This window comes from Vibrio sp. CK2-1, from assembly GCF_021726515.1.
Classification (GTDB): Bacteria; Pseudomonadota; Gammaproteobacteria; order Enterobacterales; family Vibrionaceae; genus Vibrio.
The window spans coordinates 230,527-248,810 of record NZ_JAKKCJ010000002.1; the positions used below are offsets into that span (position 1 = coordinate 230,527).

15 protein-coding genes are annotated in these 18,284 nt (G+C 42.3%); 8 read left to right on the plus strand and 7 right to left on the minus strand.

The window, feature by feature from the left end; translation table 11 throughout:
- Positions 1–69 precede the first annotated feature (69 nt).
- On the minus strand, positions 70–2,373 hold the full coding sequence (gene lptD / locus L3V25_RS05940) for an LPS assembly protein LptD (protein ID WP_237294534.1): 2,304 nt from the start codon (positions 2,371–2,373) through the stop codon (positions 70–72).
- A 194-nt stretch (positions 2,374–2,567) separates the two neighbouring features.
- Here lptD and djlA point away from each other — a divergent pair, with 194 nt between their 5' ends.
- Positions 2,568–3,410 (plus strand): co-chaperone DjlA, encoded by an 843-nt coding sequence (djlA, locus tag L3V25_RS05945; protein WP_237294535.1) that lies wholly within the window; start codon positions 2,568–2,570, stop codon positions 3,408–3,410.
- 17 nt (positions 3,411–3,427) lie between these two features.
- Here djlA and L3V25_RS05950 read toward each other — a convergent pair whose 3' ends face one another.
- The 5 genes from L3V25_RS05950 to leuA all read right to left on the minus strand — a co-directional run bounded on the left by L3V25_RS05950 (position 3,428) and on the right by leuA (position 9,188).
- Complete coding sequence (locus tag L3V25_RS05950; protein WP_237294971.1) at positions 3,428–4,207, minus strand: DUF547 domain-containing protein; 780 nt, start codon at positions 4,205–4,207, stop codon at positions 3,428–3,430.
- 170 nt (positions 4,208–4,377) lie between these two features.
- Positions 4,378–4,995, minus strand: coding sequence for a 3-isopropylmalate dehydratase small subunit (gene leuD / locus L3V25_RS05955; protein ID WP_237294536.1), 618 nt, complete (start codon positions 4,993–4,995; stop codon positions 4,378–4,380).
- A gap of 10 nt (positions 4,996–5,005) precedes the next feature.
- Positions 5,006–6,424, minus strand: a complete 1,419-nt coding sequence (gene leuC / locus L3V25_RS05960; RefSeq protein WP_237294537.1) for a 3-isopropylmalate dehydratase large subunit — start codon at positions 6,422–6,424, stop codon at positions 5,006–5,008.
- A gap of 23 nt (positions 6,425–6,447) precedes the next feature.
- Positions 6,448–7,536 (minus strand): 3-isopropylmalate dehydrogenase, encoded by a 1,089-nt coding sequence (gene leuB, locus L3V25_RS05965; RefSeq protein ID WP_237294538.1) that lies wholly within the window; start codon positions 7,534–7,536, stop codon positions 6,448–6,450.
- Between the two features lie 101 nt (positions 7,537–7,637).
- Entirely contained in the window at positions 7,638–9,188 is a 1,551-nt protein-coding gene (leuA, locus tag L3V25_RS05970; RefSeq protein ID WP_237294539.1) for a 2-isopropylmalate synthase, read from the minus strand.
- Positions 9,189–9,630: 442 nt separating this feature from the next.
- Here leuA and L3V25_RS05975 point away from each other — a divergent pair, with 442 nt between their 5' ends.
- The 6 genes from L3V25_RS05975 (at position 9,631) to L3V25_RS16505 (ending at position 15,458) form a co-directional block, all read left to right on the plus strand.
- A complete protein-coding gene (locus L3V25_RS05975) occupies positions 9,631–10,161 on the plus strand; it encodes a phosphatase PAP2 family protein (protein ID WP_237294540.1) in 531 nt (176 codons plus the stop codon).
- Between the two features lie 3 nt (positions 10,162–10,164).
- Positions 10,165–11,220 (plus strand): MJ1255/VC2487 family glycosyltransferase, encoded by a 1,056-nt coding sequence (locus L3V25_RS05980; protein WP_237294541.1) that lies wholly within the window; start codon positions 10,165–10,167, stop codon positions 11,218–11,220.
- A 274-nt stretch (positions 11,221–11,494) separates the two neighbouring features.
- A complete protein-coding gene (gene leuO, locus L3V25_RS05985) occupies positions 11,495–12,460 on the plus strand; it encodes a transcriptional regulator LeuO (RefSeq protein ID WP_237294972.1) in 966 nt (321 codons plus the stop codon).
- Positions 12,461–12,940: 480 nt separating this feature from the next.
- Positions 12,941–14,659 carry an acetolactate synthase 3 large subunit gene (locus L3V25_RS05990; RefSeq protein ID WP_237294542.1) on the plus strand — a complete coding sequence of 573 codons (1,719 nt, stop codon included), beginning with the start codon at positions 12,941–12,943 and terminating at the stop codon, positions 14,657–14,659.
- 1 nt (position 14,660) lies between these two features.
- Entirely contained in the window at positions 14,661–15,155 is a 495-nt protein-coding gene (gene ilvN / locus L3V25_RS05995) for an acetolactate synthase small subunit (RefSeq protein ID WP_089122190.1), read from the plus strand.
- Between the two features lie 171 nt (positions 15,156–15,326).
- Positions 15,327–15,458, plus strand: a complete 132-nt coding sequence (locus tag L3V25_RS16505) for a hypothetical protein (RefSeq protein ID WP_086961987.1) — start codon at positions 15,327–15,329, stop codon at positions 15,456–15,458.
- A 161-nt stretch (positions 15,459–15,619) separates the two neighbouring features.
- Here L3V25_RS16505 and pykF read toward each other — a convergent pair whose 3' ends face one another.
- Positions 15,620–17,032, minus strand: coding sequence for a pyruvate kinase PykF (pykF, locus tag L3V25_RS06000; RefSeq protein WP_237294543.1), 1,413 nt, complete (start codon positions 17,030–17,032; stop codon positions 15,620–15,622).
- 398 nt (positions 17,033–17,430) lie between these two features.
- On the opposite strand from pykF, the gene L3V25_RS06005 reads away from it, so the two are divergent.
- A complete protein-coding gene (locus L3V25_RS06005) occupies positions 17,431–18,192 on the plus strand; it encodes a DeoR family transcriptional regulator (protein ID WP_237294544.1) in 762 nt (253 codons plus the stop codon).
- The last annotated feature ends 92 nt before the right edge of the window (positions 18,193–18,284 follow it).

Sequence of the window (18,284 nt, forward strand, 5' to 3'; positions counted from 1 at the left end):
TAAGTACAACAAATTAAGTACAGTAAATGAGTAAGCCTGCCATATTATCATGGCAGGCTTACCGGTTCATTAGTCAGCAAGGCTAAATGGTCGGCCATAGCCCAATGCGTTGCCGCCATCGCTGTAGGTTAGGCCAGCACTTTGTCCTAAGCCTTTGATGCCAATATTTAGGCTAACTTTTGATTCGTATTCTGGGCCTGGTTCTGGGTAAACATTTCTAACATCACCTGAGTTCATGATATGACGAGAATAGGTTAAGCCTAAGAACCAGCAATCATCATTATAAGTCACACCCACTAAGCTTTCTAACATGGTCTGTTCAGTCAGATCATGGTAGTAGTTTGCTTGTACACTCCAACGTTGAGCGATAGTAAAACTATTTAATATACCGGCTTGAGATATACCATCACGAGTGTATTGGTCGACATTACTTAGGTTACTGGCGTTATCTTCGATATAACTCTTAGCGATATAACGATAATTTAATTGAGTGTAACCACCACCGGGTAATTTGTACTCAAGGGTGCTGTTTGCCAGTTGTAACTCCGACACATCACCATCGTATTGCACGCCACCTTTAAAGAGCCATTCATCGTTGATGTTCCACTCATTTTCTAGTGCCCAAGCGGATAAATTGGCTTCACCACTTTCAGGGTTGATGTAATAGATTTGCCCTAAAGAGACATTGAAGCGCTCTTTATAGTTTTCATCGTAGAAACGAGAAGTTGCACCATAGCTAAGTTGGTTGGCTGGTGCGATGTAATCGACACTGCTGTATTTCATATCACGGAATAAACCGTAATAATCCAATTGCATAAGAGTTGTATCATAACCTTGATAGATATCGTCTTGATCAACTTCAGGGATGTACAGGTATTGCAATCGAGGTTCTAGGGTTTGGGTATAGCCGCCGAGCCATTTTTGGCTGTTATCTAAAAATAGCGTGCCGGTCATGCGGTATTCAGGCACGGTGCGGCTGGCAGTTTCTTTTATATCTGAGTTATAAGTACTGACACTGCCATTTTTTAGATCTTGGTCATAATAGGTATACATCAACTTCGCTTCAGAAGTTAACTGTCCCCACGGTGCATAGAAAGGTACCACGACACCAGGCTCTAAATGGACACGGGTTGCATCTGGTAAGTCATCATCATCGGTTTCAAAGCGACTAATATGGCTATTCCATTCCATATCAATATGCGGCAGCACATCTGGTCGATTGTACTCATATTGCAGTTGTGGCATTAATCGATAAGGTTGCGAACTTGATAGAACTTGGAAGTCACGTACTTTTAATGTGGTATCTGAATAGTCGGTACGGTATGACACTTCACCCGCTTGCAATAATTGACCATCTTCACGGTTACCAATATTGGAATCAAGATCGGCAAAGTAATCATTATCACTGACGCGAGAGTAATCGACGGAGAACTTCCAATGGCGATCGTAAATACCATCGTGAGAGAAGTTTACCCCCCAACGAGAGCCTTTATCGCTGTATAAATCATCATCGTGCAAATATTCAAAATCGAGTGAACCAGCACCAAATCCATCAGTTAGGTATCTAAATTCATTCTCAAACTGTACCCCACGTCTTTGCATATAATTGACGGTAGTGGTCAAATCATATTGTGGTGCAATGTTGAAGTAGATTGGAACATTAATTTCCAAGCCATTTTTTGAATCATAGCCACCCGATGGATAAAGAAAACCGGTTTTACGTTTGTCACCAATCGGTACAGTAATGTACGGCCAGTAAAAGACTGGGAAATCTAAGATCTCAAAGCGAGTATTGTAAAAGGTGGCTTCTTCTTCTTCGTTATCGATATCAATATCGGTGGCTTTAACACGCCATGATTTATTGCCCTCAGGACAAGTGGTTAATGAACCATCTTCCATGGTGTAGATGCTTTGGCCATCTTTTAATATGTAGGTGGCTTCACCGCGGGCAGGTTGGCAAAGTAATTGATATTTGGTGTCATGTAGCTCAATGCGTTCGCCTTTAAAATCAGATTTGGCTTTGTTAGATGTAGACTTAATTTGCCCATCATTCATCGTCACATTACCATCAGCAACGACAGAACTTTCGCTCTGATTGAGTGTCACTTTATCAGCCGTGATTTTTTTATGACCTTGAGTAACAATAACGTCGCCTTGATATACCGCTTTATCTTTTCCTTCGGCATGAATACTATCGGCTTCGATATTAACGGTCTCTTGAGCTGGATCCGCTGAGTTTTCTTCTGGCGCAATACATTGATCTACTGGGACGATTTCCGGCACACTGTCGCTACTACTTTCATCAGCGAAAGCAGTAGGTAGGAAGGCTGCACTTATGAGCGTGGCAAGAAAAGTGCGAGAAATTGGTAGCATGAAATAAAGTTGTCCTGTGAAACTTAGTTGTGAATGTCGTTTTTGATAATACTTATGTATACACAAAGGTTATTTACAGAAATAAGACGAAATATACACAGATTTCTATATCATATAAGAAACTTGCAAGAATCGACACTATACAGACAATAGTTAACAATAAAAATTCATAGTTTGGGATTTGGAATCAACATATGTTAGGTAAATTACTGGGTATTTTGTTTGGCTCAATGATCGGGAATATTCCTGGTGCGATCATTGGCTGCTTAATTGGTCATCAATTTGATAAGGCACGTCGTCGCCAACAAGGATTCCAATCAGCGTTTGGATCTGGCCCTTCTCAAGCGGAAAGACAAACCGAATTTTTCCAAGCTGCTTATGCCGTCATGGGGCATGTCGCGAAAGCTAAAGGTCAAGTGACCAAAGAAGAAATTCAATTAGCTTCTGTGATGATGGATCGCATGAGCCTTACTGGCGAGCAGAAAAAAATTGCCCAAGAAGCATTTCGCCAAGGAAAAGAATCGAACTTTCCATTGGAAGAGACACTACGTAAAGTGCGCTTTTCTGCGGGACGTCGACGTGATTTGTTACAGTTCTTTTTAGAATTACAAATATCTGCCGCCTTTGCTGATGGATCTCTGCATCCAAGTGAAATTAATGTCCTGCAAATTGTGGCATCAGAATTAGGTTTTACTGCTCAATATTTGCAACAGCGTTTGCGTATGCAAGAAGCCGCATTCCGTTTTCAACAAGGTGGCGGCTTTGGTGGCTATCAACAACAAGGTCAGCAATCTGGTGGTCAGTGGCAACAAGGTCCAACCGCCTCGCAATTGGATGATGCCTATGAGTTATTAGGGGTAGATAAAAGTGCTGATGCTAAGACAATTAAGCGTGCTCACCGTAAATTAATGAATGAGCACCACCCTGATAAGTTAGTTGCTAAAGGCTTACCACCAGAGATGATGGAAGTAGCCAAGCAAAAAGCGCAAGAAATTCAATCTGCTTATGATTTGGTTAAGAAGAATAAAGGTTTTTAATCCAGCCTAGTTTCAATCTACTTTTCGTTGAGAGCCCAGTTATATTGATAGCTGGGCTTTTTGTTGGTCTGTCGTATCTCCGGCTTAAAGCGAGATAAATACTCCAACACGCCTTGCTCGCCGCCAAAATCTACCGCATACCAATCATAAATAGAAGAAAGCTCAAGTTTGCCATCCGTTATGTTGACGCCTTTCGAGCTGTTGATGAAATCTAATTCAGCTTGCTTGAGTAAGCTTTGAGTATTGTTTGCAGTGAAAGCTGTTGCTGATAAGTTAGGGCAGCCTAAACTGGCACAATTGACTGCGTAGTGGATGCGTTTGTCTTGCCAAATCGGGCGCAGAATTCGATGCTCAATATCGTTTAAACTCAATTCTTGGTCATTAACTGTGAGGATATCTTGATCCCAAGGGCCAAACGAAAATAATCCGCCGAGTTTAGTAATCGAGCTGATCGGGTAGTTATCCAAAATAAGTTGAACGGTTGCTGCATTGTATAAGTTAACCCAATAAGCAAATTGCTCATTTTTATTGAATTGGCGCGGATCGAGCTTGGTAAGTGTGTTGAGATAATGAAGCAAAGCTTGATGGTCCGTTGGGCTAATATGTGCGTAGTCAAATAAAGTATTAGTGCCTTGCTGATCGAGATTGTTATCTAATACCCGCTGCCATTCACTGTGATCAATGACTTGTGAGTTAGCGGTATTGCTTTGATTCCAATAAGGCCACAGATCGGCTTTGGGAGCCGCATGGGAAAAGAAACTTAAGCTGGCGAGCAGTATTAACCAAACGTATTTCATATTCATTTTTCAATCTCGTCATTACTATCAATAAAGAATTAGACCTGTAGATATACTTAGAACTTTCACTTTAGGTTTTAGCTATAAAAAAGCCCAAATACTTCTTGAGCATTTGGGCTAGTTTGCTTGCGTTTTTATCTAGTTCAAAGGAGGACTAGACAAAAAACTGACTACTTCAAAAAGCTAGGAATGTTATTTTCAAACTCAGTGATTTTATCAGCATGTTGTAGTGTTAAGCCGATATTATCTAAGCCATTAAGTAAACAATGGCGACGGAACTCGTCAATCTCAAAGCTATATTGCTTGCCGTTAGCCGACACTGTCATGGCTTCTAGGTCTACCGTGATTTGTGCGCCTTCGTTGCTATGAACAAATTCGAATAACTCATCGACTTCACTTTCGGTTAAACGTACCGGAACCATTTGGTTGTTGATGGAGTTGCCGTAGAAAATGTCAGCAAAGCTAGGTGCGATCATCACTTGAATGCCGTAGTCGGCAAGCGCCCAAGGAGCATGTTCACGAGACGAACCACAACCGAAGTTTTCACGGGCCAGTAAAATACTTGCGCCTTGATAACGTGGTGCATTCATTACAAACTCAGGATTAGGCTGCTTACCCGCGTCATCTAAAAAGCGCCAATCATGAAATAAATGCTGCCCAAAGCCTAAGCGAGTGACTTTTTGTAGAAACTGTTTAGGAATGATTGCATCCGTATCAATGTTAGCAATATCCAGTGGCACGACTAGGCCAGTATGTTGTTTAAAACCTGTCTGTTTGGCTTGAGACATAGCGTGCTCCTTATGCTTGTTCTAGTGAGCGGATATCGACAAAGTGACCGGCAATCGCTGCTGCCGCTGCCATTGCTGGACTAACGAGATGGGTACGACCATCACGCCCTTGGCGACCTTCAAAGTTACGGTTACTGGTAGATGCGCAGCGCTCTTGTGGACCTAGGCGATCGTTGTTCATCGCAAGACACATTGAGCAGCCCGGTAGACGCCATTCAAAACCGGCTTCAATAAAGATCTTGTCTAAGCCTTCTTGTTCCGCTTGAGCTTTGACTTGCTCAGAACCTGGAACGATCAACGCTTGAACATTGGCGGCCACTTTACGGCCTTTGGCAACGGCTGCTGCAGCGCGCATATCTTCAATGCGTGAGTTAGTACAAGAGCCAACAAACACTTTATCTACCGTGTAGTCAGACAGCTTTTTACCCGCTTCTAAGCCCATGTAAGCCAGAGCTTTTTGTGCCGATGCTTTTTCAACGGGATCAGTGAAGTCTTGTGGGTTAGGAATAATGCCATCTACTGACATTACTTGGCCTGGGTTGGTGCCCCAAGTAACTTGTGGTGTGATGTCTGCTGCATCTAGAGTAACCACCGCATCAAACTGAGCATCATCATCTGATTTAAGCGTTTTCCAGTATTCTACTGCCGCATCAAAATCGGCGCCTTTCGGAGCAAACTTTTTATCTTTGATGTAATCGAAGGTAGTTTGATCTGGTGCGATTAGACCCGCTTTTGCACCTAGTTCAATCGCCATGTTACAAACCGTCATGCGGCCTTCCATTGACAGGTCGGTAATGGCTTCACCGCAAAACTCTACCACATAACCGGTTCCGCCAGCCGCCGTGGTTTTACCGATGATTGCTAATACGATGTCTTTGGCGGTAATGCCTTCGGCGACTTTGCCTTTGACTTCGATTTTCATGGTCTTAGCTTTGGCTTGTTTTAGTGTTTGAGTCGCTAAAACATGCTCTACCTCAGAGGTACCAATACCAAAGGCAAGAGAGCCAAATGCGCCGTGAGTGGCAGTATGTGAGTCACCACAAACAATGGTCATTCCTGGTAAGGTAATGCCTAGCTCGGGGCCCATTACATGCACGATACCTTGATATTTGTGGTTTAGATCGTACAGCGTGACGCCGAAATCTAAGCAGTTTTTCATCAAGGTTTGCATTTGAATGCGCGCCATTTCACCAGAGGCATTAATATCTTTGGTGGTCGTTGAAACGTTGTGATCCATAGTGGCAAAGGTTTTGCTGACTTGGCGTACCTTACGGCCTTTTTCGCGTAAGCCATCAAACGCTTGCGGTGAAGTCACTTCGTGTACCAAATGACGGTCGATATATAAAATCGGGTTTTCACCTTGGGCGGCTACGACTACGTGAGCATCGTAGACTTTCTCATATAATGTTTTTGATGTTGAGTTTGACATTGCTAGCTACCTGCTCAAATTAATTATAATGACTGAATGTATTGCGCAATCTTGTCACCCATTTCTGAAGTCGAAAGGGCGGGGTTTTTACCAGCAAGATCGGCAGTCAGCTCTCCGGCTGCTAGTGCTTTTGATACCGCTTGTTCGATATCTTGCGCCGCTTGCTCTTCATTTAAGCTGTAACGAAGCATCAATGCCGCTGATAGAATTTGTGCCACTGGGTTGGCAATATACTTACCTGCGATATCTGGTGCACTTCCACCTGCTGGTTCGTATAGACCAAACTTGCTTTCATTTAAGCTAGCGGATGGCAACATGCCCATTGAGCCGGTGATCATGGCGCATTCATCAGAAATAATATCACCGAAAATATTCGAACAAAGCATCACGTCAAATTGAGAGGGATCTTTGATTAGCTGCATGGTCGCGTTATCAATGTAGATGTGCGATAGCTCGACATCAGGGTAGTCTTTGGCGATATCTTCAACCACTTCACGCCATAAAATCGAGCTTTGTAGTACGTTAGCTTTGTCTACTGAGCAGACTTTTTTGTTGCGTAGACGAGCAGATTCAAAAGCGATTTTGGCAATGCGCTCAATCTCATAACGATGATAAACTTCAGTATCAAAGGCTTTTTCTTGTGGGCCTTCACCTTCGCGACCTTTCGGCTGACCGAAGTAAATACCGCCAGTTAATTCACGAACCACCACAATATCAAAGCCGCGATCAGAAATATCCGCACGCAATGGTGAGAAGCTTTCTAAGCCAGTATGAATTTGCGCAGGACGCAGGTTACAGAAAAGTTGGAAGTGCTTACGTAGCGGAAGGAGCGCACCACGCTCAGGTTGGTCATTTGGTGGAAGATGCTCCCATTTCGGGCCGCCTACCGAGCCAAATAATACGGCATCGGCATCTTCACAGCCTTTGATGGTTGCTTCTGGTAGAGGCGTGCCGTGGTTATCAATCGCAATCCCGCCGACATCAAATTCTTGGCGCTCAAATGAAATGTCATGCTTTTGTTCAATTGCATCTAGCACTTTTTGCGCTTGTTGCATGACTTCTGGGCCAATGCCATCTCCGGGTAAAACAGCAATTTTATATGTACCTGCCATGGTTCTCTTTTCCTTAAATATTATCTAAATCATTTTATAAGTAGCTGAGCCAAGGCTTTCAATAAATTTGGTCAGCTACTTTTTGTTTTTCTCTTGAAAATCTACACAGTTTCAATTCGTTTTGATTGCTTGATCTCGGCAATTTGGTCAGCGCGCTGAATGCTATTAATAACATGTAATAGCGCTTGGCCTGAAGCTTCAACGATATCGGTCGCAAGTCCGGTGCCATGATATTTACGCCCTTTGTAGTTGGCGATGATATCCGCTTGACCTAGGCCATCTTCACCTTCACCTTTCGCGGTTAGGTCGAATTTATCTAACACGATTTCATAACCGGTTAGTTTATAGATGCATTGGTAAAGTGCATCTACTGGGCCATTACCGACTGCTGCTTCACATTTTTCTTCTTCGCCACATTGCAATTTAATGCTGGTGGTTGCCATTACGCTACCTGACTGCACGCTTAGGTAATTTAACTTAAAGAAATCATCTTCTTCGCGCAAGTTAGCAAAGTGCATTAATGACTCTAAATCGTAATCAAATACTTGGCCTTTACGGTCAGCTAGCTTCAAAAAGTCTTCATATAGAGTATCTAGGTTGTAGTCATCATCACTGTAACCCATGGTTTCCATGTGGCTCTTAACCGCTGCACGGCCTGAGCGACTGGTTAGGTTTAGCGCTTGATTTTTAAGGCCAATTGACTCTGGTGTCATAATTTCGTAGGTATTCTTATTCTTCAACATGCCGTCTTGATGAATACCTGATGAGTGACTAAACGCGTTAGCACCAACAATTGCTTTGTTCGATTGAATTGGCATGTTGCACAATTGGCTGACAAGTTTACTGGTGCGGTGAATTTCGTCGTATTTAAGACCAGTATGAACACCTAGCAATTCTGCACGGGTGCGGATAATCATGGCGATTTCTTCTAGCGCACAGTTACCAGCTCGTTCACCAATCCCATTAATGGTGCCTTCTACTTGACGAGCACCGGCTTGTACTGCGGCCATAGAAGTGGCAACCGACATACCTAGGTCATCATGACAGTGCACCGAAATGACTGCTTTATCAATGTTTGGTACGCGATTAAATAGCGTTTCGATGATGCCACCAAATTCACTTGGTAAGGTATAACCAACGGTGTCTGGAATATTGACGGTGGTTGCACCAGCATCGATAGCAGCTTCAACAATGCGGCATAGGTTGTCTATTGGCGTACGGCCAGCATCTTCACAAGAAAATTCTACGTCATCGGTATACTTACGTGCACGTTTAACCGCATTAACACCCATTTCTACGACGTCATCATAACTGCGGCGAAGTTTATCTTGTACATGGATAGTGGAAGTGGAGATAAAGGTATGAATACGAAAGGCTTCTGCGACTTTTAACGCTTCTGCGGCAACATCAATATCTTTTTCTACTGCGCGGGATAGGGCACAAATGCGGCTGTTTTTGATTTGTTTAGCGATGGTTTGAACGGATTCAAAATCACCGGGTGAGGAAACCGGAAAGCCAGCTTCGATAACATCAACGCCTAAACGTTCTAGGGCATAAGCGATCTGTAGTTTCTCTTTTACGGTTAGGCTGGCTGAAAGTGCTTGTTCGCCATCGCGTAGTGTGGTGTCGAATATAATGACTTGATCGTTCATGTTACCTTCCTTGTGATTAATGCTTTGCTATCCAATGCGGTTTATTCGGCTACTTATTTTTGAGTATTTGCGAATAAAAAAGCCCGCATCGGGATGCGGGCTTGTTTGAAATCGTATGTGGTTTTTCGTCCACTGCCTACCCGCGCGATTGAGTCACGATGAGGAGGAGGTTCAGTAGAGTTGAAAATTGTTGAGTCATGCTTGTTACCTTAGCAATGTCTGCGACCACGTAAAAACTGATTCAATTAGTACCGCACTCAAGGGGGATGCGTCAACCTTTTGGATGAAAAAATATCCAAATAACTTAGTGGTCTCTCATTTGCCAATTTATATCTGGAAATCACCTTTCATCATAAGAACAAAATATCGTCACTTTTTTGTCATTTATCTCCCTTAACTTAGCCAGTGTAGTGCTGATTAAGCATCGAACAAGGAGCATACGATGAAAACTATACAGCCGATAGCACGCTTTGATTTAGCGTTTTCTTTATTTTGCTTACAACACCGTTTTAATTTGCCAGTTGCTCGTATTAGCAAAGCCATCTCTCACACTGGTGATGGACATTTATATGCAGTCATGGGGCTATTAGCTTGGTGGTTTGAGCCTAGAACGGGTCAATATTTTTTACTGGCAGGATTGTTAGCATTTTTATTGGAACTGCCGATTTATTGGCTAGCAAAAAATTGTTTTAAACGTCGCAGGCCCGCACAAATATCTCATTTGTTAACTTCTTTTATTACTCCGTCAGATCAATATAGCTTGCCTTCCGGCCACACGGCTGCCGCTTTCTTAATGGCGGTACTACTACAAAACTACTACCCAGAATTTGGTTTATTGCCTTTTGTTTGGGCTGGGTTGATAGGGTTTTCTCGCATTTTGTTAGGGGTGCATTTTTTAACGGATATTGTACTAGGTGCAGCGTTGGGAATCAGTTGTGCTCTCGCGGCAATTAATATGTTGGCTGGTGGATAAAAAATGAAGATCTTATATGGTGTGCAAGGCACAGGAAATGGCCATATCGCTCGAGCACGGGCAATGGCGTCGGCTTTATCTAAACAATCGGATGTCTCGGTTGATTTCTTATTTTCAGGTCGAGATGACAAAGCCTATTTTTCGATGGAAGATTTTGGGGATTACCAAACTCGACGAGGACTGACGTTTACCACTGAAAAGGGCAAAGTCAGCCATATGAAAACCGCCTTGAATACCAACCCTAGTCAATTATGGAAAGAAGTCTCAGATATGGACTTAGAAGGCTATGATGTGGTGCTCAATGATTTTGAACCGATCACTGCCTGGGCGGCAAAAAAACAAAATGTGCCGAGTATTGGGATTAGCCATCAAAATGCCTTTCGTTATTCGGTACCAAAGAAGGGGGCGAGTTGGCTTGATCAAACCTTGATCCAACATTTTGCGCCGACTCAACATCATTTAGGCTTGCACTGGTATCATTTTCAGCAGCCCATTTTGCCGCCGATAGTTCATACACCCACGCAAATTGATAACCAGAAGCATGACTTCATTCTGGTTTATTTACCTTTCGAGGCACTACCGGCTATTAGTGATCTTTTGCAGCGCTTCTCCAATCGCCATTTCATTTGTTATCACCCTGAAGTAAAAGAAATGAGCCAACAAGAACATCTCACTTTTATGCCCCTGTCATATCAAAACTTCCAACGAGATTTGCATGCTTGTCATGGCGTAATTGCCAATGGCGGTTTTGAGTTGCCTTCAGAAGCGTTAACGCTGGGTAAGAAGTTACTATTAAAACCATTAGATGGACAATTTGAACAAATGAGTAATGTGGCGACACTTGAATCATTAGGACTCGCCAGTTCAATGCAATGGCTTGATCCTAGTATCGTGCGTACTTGGTTAGATGATGAGCCTGCGGAGCGAGTGATCTACCCCAATGTTGCTGAGTCAATTGCTGATTGGGTCGTGCAAGGTGAATGGGGGAATATCGCGCCCTTGTGGAGTCACTTATGGGAGCAAGTCGATTTCCCTCACTATGCTTTGATTAATGAGTGAACAACTTTTTAGTCATCAATTTAGTAGCTAAATACTTTTTAGATTAATTTATATATTTAGTTAACTTGTTGAAATTTTGGTTTTTTTAGTAATTATTAGTAAATAAAAATGATTTAATATCAATACAGTTGCTTCTGATATTTGCTTGGTGAATAGTAAGTGCAACCCGACATATTGGCGGGGCAAATACAATCATTATTCGATATCTTTTTGTAGTCGATAATCACGGTCGTTATGTGTGATTGAACTACAATTAAAAGAGGCGCAACACAACATGACACTTTCTACTGAACCAAAAAACATTGCCCTTAACTTAAGAACGGAATCAACTTTACGTGGCGTAGATCTTAACTTATTGACCGTTTTTGATGCAGTAATGCAAGAGCAAAATATTACTCGTGCGGCACAGTATTTAGGTATGTCACAACCTGCAGTAAGTAATGCGGTTGCTCGTTTAAAAGTAATGTTTAATGACGAATTGTTCATGCGTCATGGTCGTGGTATCCAACCGACTCAACGCGCTCGTCAATTATTTGGCCCGCTTCGTCAAGCACTACAATTAGTACGCAATGAATTACCGAACTCTATCTTTGTTCCTGAAACATCAGAGCGAGTATTTAAATTAGCAGTTTGTAGTCCTTCAGATTTACGTTTTGCACCAAGAATCATGCGTGGCATTGCTGAAAAATCGCCAAGCATTCAATTAAGCCTTGATGCTGATTTTGACCGTCATTTACCTGAAAAACTTCGTTACCAAGAAGTGGATTTCGTGATTGATTATGCGCGTTTTGAGCAACCAGGATACTCAAGTACTGAAATCTTTAGTGATGAGTTAGTGGTTGTAACTGCTGCAAATCACCCACGCATTGGCTCTCAAATTAGCCAAGCAGAATTCATGGCAGAAAAACATGCAACGTTATCGAAAGTAAACGGCGTGCGTAGTTTCTATGAGCGTGTTTATACTGGCGATTTTGAATTCCAAGCGTCTTACCAAGGTACAAGTTTAAGCAATATCTTGTACGTAGTCGGTCAATCTGAATTAGTAACAGTCGTTCCTCGTTGGTTGATTGATTCAGTGCCTAACCGTGCAAACTATAAAGTCATGGCTTACCCATACGCAGACAATAAAGTGTCGGGTTACTTAAGCTGGCATGAATCGAGTGAGAAAGATAAAGGTCACATCTGGATGAGAGATCAACTGATGCTAATTTGTGGCGAAACACTTGCTGCAAGCTTGTAACGGTAAACTCTTCTAGAAAGCGCAGTCTCTATTTGATTAGAGGCTGCGTTTTTTTATGCCTATTCCCAGCTACTTAAGAGCAAGTAAAAATGAGATTAATCTCTCATTGTTAGTTTTATTATCTACTGAATTTGTTCGGGATATTGGTTGGTATATTTAGGTTGATATTAGATATGTAGTCTTTATCACTGATTCTGTAGGTTATTTGTTAATTTTTATGATTTAAATGACTTTAGAGTAATAGACAAGTTTCTGCTAATGGCGGTAAAGTGTTCAAGTTCGAATGTGATTTTGAACTTATGCACCCTAGTTGCTTGTTATGACAACGCAAATAGGTACATAGCAAGGCTGCAGTGCTTTTATTGAAATCTAAAGCATAAGCAGCCTGAAGTTTCTTAGGCTAAAAATAAGCCCTAACTATGTAGCACTGAACTATCGCACTTTATAAAAGCCGGTGAGATTCAGTTAACAGGAGGCAACATGGAAATGTTATCTGGCGCGGATATGATCGTCCGTTCCCTAATAGATGAAGGTGTAGAGCACATCTTCGGTTATCCAGGCGGTTCGGTTTTGGATATTTACGATGCTCTGCATGAAAAGAGTGATATTGAACACGTACTGGTTCGCCATGAACAAGCTGCGGTTCACATGGCTGATGGCTATGCTCGCGGAACCGGTAAAGTTGGTGTCGTTCTCGTGACTTCCGGCCCTGGTGCCACCAATGCGATTACCGGCATTGCGACCGCTTATATGGACTCTGCGCCAATGGTCGTGTTGTCGGGCCAAGTACCAAGTAGCCTAATTGGTAACGATGCTTTCCAAGAATGTGACATGGTGGGGATCTCCCGCCCAGTGGTTAAACACAGTTTCCTCGTCACTAAAGCAGAAGATATTCCTGAAACCATCAAAAAAGCGTTTTACCTTGCATCTACTGGTCGCCCGGGCCCTGTAGTGGTTGATCTGCCGAAAAACGTGCTAAATCCATTAGAAAAATTCCCTTATCAGTACCCTGATGAAATTAAAATGCGCTCTTATAATCCGACAACTTCGGGTCATAAAGGGCAAATTAAGAAAGGGTTGAAAGCCTTACTAGCAGCGAAGAAACCAGTGCTTTATGTTGGCGGTGGAGCGATTATTGCCGAAGCTAGTGAGCAATTAATCAAACTTGCTGAAGCGCTTAACTTGCCAGTAGTGAGTACCTTAATGGGGCTTGGTGCCTTCCCTGCTACTCACCATAATTCGCTGGGCATGTTAGGTATGCACGGCACTTATGAAGCCAATATGGCGATGCATAATGCTGATCTTATTTTTGGTGTCGGGGTACGCTTTGATGATCGTACTACCAACAATGTCGAAAAATACTGTCCGAACGCCAAGATCATGCACATTGATATCGATCCATCTTCGATCTCTAAGACTATTCAAGCGGATTTACCTATCGTTGGTTCTGCCGATGAAGTATTAAATAGCATGTTAAAGCTGCTTGAAGATCAAGGCGCAGACCAAGATAGTGAAGCGATTGAAACCTGGTGGCAAGAACTGCAAAGCTGGCGCAATCGTAAGTGTTTAGAGTTTGATCGTACTTCGGATCGCATTAAACCTCAGCAGGTAGTCGAAACGCTTTACAAGCTAACTAAAGGTGAGGCTTACGTCGCATCTGATGTTGGTCAGCACCAAATGTTTGCTGCGTTATATTACCCATTTGATAAGCCACGTCGTTGGATTAACTCTGGCGGTTTAGGCACCATGGGCTTTGGCTTACCGGCGGCAATGGGGGTTAAGTTTGCTATGCCAAAAGAAGAAGTCGTGTGCATTACGGGTGATGGCAGTATTCAAATGAATATCCAAGAGCTATCAACTTGTATGCAGTATGATATTCCGGTGAAGATCATTAACTTGAATAACCGTTTCTTAGGCATGGTGAAGCAGTGGCAAGATATGATTTATCAAGGTCGCCATTCTCATTCTTATATGGATTCTGTGCCTGATTTCGCCGCAATTGCTGAAGCTTATGGCCACGTTGGTATTCGTATTAACAAGCCTGAAGAGCTAGAAGCGGGCCTACAAAAAGCCTTGGATATGAAAGATCGTTTAGTATTCGTTGATATTAATGTTGATGAAACTGAGCATGTTTATCCAATGCAAATTAAAGGCGAAGCGATGGATAAAATGTGGTTAAGCAAGACGGAGAGAACCTAATATGAGACATATCATTTCATTACTATTAGAAAACCAACCGGGTTCTTTATCACGTGTTGTTGGCCTGTTTTCACAGCGTGGTTATAACATTGAGTCATTAACGGTTTCTCCGACGGATGATGAAACCTTATCGCGTATCAATATCACTACCGCAACCGATGCGCTACAGCTTGAGCAGATTGAAAAAAACCTACATAAACTTGTCGATGTGCTTAAAGTTCAAGAGGTTACTGAGTACGACTATGTTGAACGTGAGTTGATGTTAGTCAAAGTGAAAGCCAGTGGTTTTTCTCGCGCCGAAGTGCATCGTTTATCCGATGTGTTCCGTGGGCAGATTGTCGATGTCACAGCGTCGTTGTTTACCATTCAATTGGCCGGCGATAGTGCGAAGTTAGATGCCTTTATCAAAGCGGTATCTGAAATGACTGATGTCATTGAAGTTGCACGTAGTGGGGTGGTGGGTATTGCCCGTGGAGAGCGTGCTTTAAAAGCATAGTATCTGCTATTTGATACATCATAACGCAATAATTGATAACGCAGCCTACGGGTTGCGTTTTTTTATGTTCCAATCTTTTATAAAGAAAAGATCTAAGACTTTAGTCTAATAAATCGGAAAAACTTCACTAAACTTATTGAATGGATATTTATCAATTTCGGTGAGTGGCTTATGTCTAATGTCGTGGTTGTGAGGGTAACGATTGCTAGTTTGTTAGTACTTGCTATCAATATTAGTGCTTTATATTTCTTATTGTTGGTGGTGTTGCTGAACACTCATCATCAAGAGTTCTTTGGTTGGTAATGGCGCAGGAAAGGTCGTATCTAATATAGGGAAGATTGTGATAGGGAAAATAACGCAGTGAGTTGTACAACTAAAGGTGGATGGTGTTTTGCAGGTGTAAGAAAAGTATAAAAAAGGAGGCCAATTGGCCTCCTTTTGGTATTTCTATCGGTTCGTTTTAATTAAAGAACGTGAACAGAAGAAGTGTTAGTTGTGCCTGATGGTACTAGAGCACCAGAAACCATAACAGTTACATCGCCTTTCTCGCCGTAGCCTGTTTCTAGCGCTAGAGCCATACCTTGACGGTAGAAGTCTTCAGTATCATTAATAGACTCAACAACGATTGGCGTTACACCTTTAGACAAGCAAAGTTGTGCTGCAGTCTTAGTGTTAGTCGTAACGGCAATGATTTTCGCTGTTGGGAAGTATTTACGAACTGAACGAGCAGATTTACCGGCTTCAGTTGCTACAACGATAACTGGAGCGGCAAGTTTCTCGGCAGTTTCTACTGCTGATTTACATACTGCTTCAGTGATACGTAGACGAGGGCTGTCTAAGCGAGAACCTAGTTCTGCTTTTAGAGCACGGTCTGTACGAGCACAGATTTGCGCCATGATAGTTACCGCTTCAACAGGGTATTTACCTTTCGCAGACTCACCAGAAAGCATTACTGCATCAGTACCATCCATGATTGCGTTCGCAACGTCACCCGCTTCTGCGCGAGTTGGACGTGGGTTTTTGATCATAGAATCAAGCATTTGAGTTGCAGTGATAACCACTTTACGTGCACGGTTACATTTCTCGATCATCATTTTCTGAGCGAAGATTACTTCTTCAACTGGGATTTCAACACCTAGGTCACCACGAGCAACCATGATGCCGTCAGACGCTTCTAAAATCTCATCGAAGTTATCAACACCTTCTTGGTTTTCGATTTTAGAGATGATTTGGATGTTTTCGCCGCCGTTTGCACATAGCAATTCACGGATTTCTTTTACGTCGTCTGCTTTACGGATGAAAGAAGCAGCAACGAAATCAACGCCTTGCTCACAACCAAATTTAAGGTCAGCTTTATCTTTTTCAGCTAGTGCTGGAAGTTTTACAGAAACGCCAGGAAGGTTAACACCTTTGTTTTCGCCTAAGTCACCGTTGTTTAATACTTTACATTTAACTTCTGTATCAGTAGTTGCAACAACTTCCATTTCGATAAGACCGTCGTCTACTAGGATGGTATCACCAGCGTTAAGGTCTTGAGCGAAACCAGGGTAAGTTACCGCTACTGTGTTTTTGTTACCCACAACAGAAGTGTCAGTTGTGAATGTGAAATCTTGACCAGCAACTAGAGCAACGTCATCGCCGTTTTCTAGTTTAATAGTGCGGATTTCAGGACCTTTAGTATCTAAAAGGATCGCAAGTTGTTTACCTGTGTTCTTCATTACTTGGCGAAGGTTAGCAATACGATTGCCATGTTCTTCGAAATCACCGTGTGAGAAGTTCAAACGCATTACGTTCATACCAGCGTTTGCTAGTTCAGTTAGTTTCTCAACAGATTCAGTTTTCGGGCCAATCGTACATACGATTTTGGTCTTTTTCATGAGTAGATACTCTCCGGTAAGTAATATTACATTTTTCAATTTTTATACGTTTTAACCGCAAGCAACGAGAAAGGTTGGATGCGCTAAAACAGAAATTCTTTACTGCATTTTTGTTGTCTGACCTACATTGTAGTCATTATTCCCATTCTCGCACGGCCACACTTCACTTTCGTTGCAGCCACCATTTCATTTTGCAGTCTGCGAGGGGCTGCGTTGTAATTTTGTTTCTTACATGGGGTAATAATTTTACCAGTCTTTGTGGGGAAGATCACGATACTTACTTGTCTTAGAACAAGGTTTCTTCAAAAAACATTTATTTTTTATAGTGAAAAAAATAGACAATTAAGTTTCGATTGTGTTTAATGTGTTTCGTTTCGAAACTTAATCGGTTTTATTTTATGTCAAAACGAAATACTCAACAGCGACGTCACCTGATTGTTCAACAAGTAAATGAATTGGGTGAAGTCAGTGTTGAAGCGCTGAATAAGCAATTTAATATCTCTGAAGTCACCATAAGGAAAGACTTATCAGCATTGGAATCCAGTGGTTTGCTATTGCGCCGTTACGGTGGAGCGATTGCGTTACCTAAAGAAATCATCAATGAAGCATTTTCGGAAGAAGTTTCGAAGCGAAAGATTGAGTTGGCGAAAGCCGCAGCATCACTGATTAAAGATCACCATAGAATCATTATTGATAGCGGCAGCACTACCGGTGCTTTGATTGAGCAACTCATTCATAAGCGTGGGTTAGTGGTAATGACTAACTCACTGAATGTCGCCAATGCACTGAATGCACTAGAAAGCGAACCAACCTTGTTAATGACCGGCGGCACTTGGGATACCCATTCGGAATCCTTCCAAGGCCAAGTTGCAGAACAAGTGCTTCGCTCTTACGATTTCGATCAGCTATTTATCGGCGCAGATGGCATCGACTTAGCCCGCGGAACCACCACATTTAATGAACTTTTAGGTTTAAGCCAGGTGATGTCCGAAGTGGCGCGCCGTGTGGTAGTGATGGTGGAATCTGACAAGATTGGTAGAAAAATTCCAAATCTAGAACTGGCATGGGACAAGGTCGATGTGCTGGTAACCGATAATGGCATCACTGATGAACAACAAGCACAAATACAAAAACATAACGTGCAAGTTCTGATTGCCTAATATCGAAAAACTTAAAATTTAAACTTAATCAATTTATTAAATTACGCTTTACCACCTTTTGCTTGCTGCTGGTAAAGGAATAAAAAAGGATA

Bases quoted from the DNA above. Each gene is read 5' to 3' on its own strand.
- leuA (WP_237294539.1), bottom strand. From the start codon at position 9,188: ATGAACGATCAAGTCATTATATTCGACACCACACTACGCGATGGCGAA.
- leuC (WP_237294537.1), bottom strand. From the start codon at position 6,424: ATGTCAAACTCAACATCAAAAACATTATATGAGAAAGTCTACGATGCT.
- pykF (WP_237294543.1), bottom strand. From the start codon at position 17,032: ATGAAAAAGACCAAAATCGTATGTACGATTGGCCCGAAAACTGAATCT.
- L3V25_RS05950 (WP_237294971.1), bottom strand. From the start codon at position 4,207: ATGAAATACGTTTGGTTAATACTGCTCGCCAGCTTAAGTTTCTTTTCC.
- leuO (WP_237294972.1), top strand. From the start codon at position 11,495: ATGACACTTTCTACTGAACCAAAAAACATTGCCCTTAACTTAAGAACG.
- L3V25_RS05975 (WP_237294540.1), top strand. From the start codon at position 9,631: ATGAAAACTATACAGCCGATAGCACGCTTTGATTTAGCGTTTTCTTTA.
- lptD (WP_237294534.1), bottom strand. From the start codon at position 2,373: ATGCTACCAATTTCTCGCACTTTTCTTGCCACGCTCATAAGTGCAGCC.
- L3V25_RS05990 (WP_237294542.1), top strand. From the start codon at position 12,941: ATGGAAATGTTATCTGGCGCGGATATGATCGTCCGTTCCCTAATAGAT.
- ilvN (WP_089122190.1), top strand. From the start codon at position 14,661: ATGAGACATATCATTTCATTACTATTAGAAAACCAACCGGGTTCTTTA.
- L3V25_RS16505 (WP_086961987.1), top strand. From the start codon at position 15,327: ATGTCTAATGTCGTGGTTGTGAGGGTAACGATTGCTAGTTTGTTAGTA.
- L3V25_RS05980 (WP_237294541.1), top strand. From the start codon at position 10,165: ATGAAGATCTTATATGGTGTGCAAGGCACAGGAAATGGCCATATCGCT.
- L3V25_RS06005 (WP_237294544.1), top strand. From the start codon at position 17,431: ATGTCAAAACGAAATACTCAACAGCGACGTCACCTGATTGTTCAACAA.
- leuB (WP_237294538.1), bottom strand. From the start codon at position 7,536: ATGGCAGGTACATATAAAATTGCTGTTTTACCCGGAGATGGCATTGGC.
- djlA (WP_237294535.1), top strand. From the start codon at position 2,568: ATGTTAGGTAAATTACTGGGTATTTTGTTTGGCTCAATGATCGGGAAT.
- leuD (WP_237294536.1), bottom strand. From the start codon at position 4,995: ATGTCTCAAGCCAAACAGACAGGTTTTAAACAACATACTGGCCTAGTC.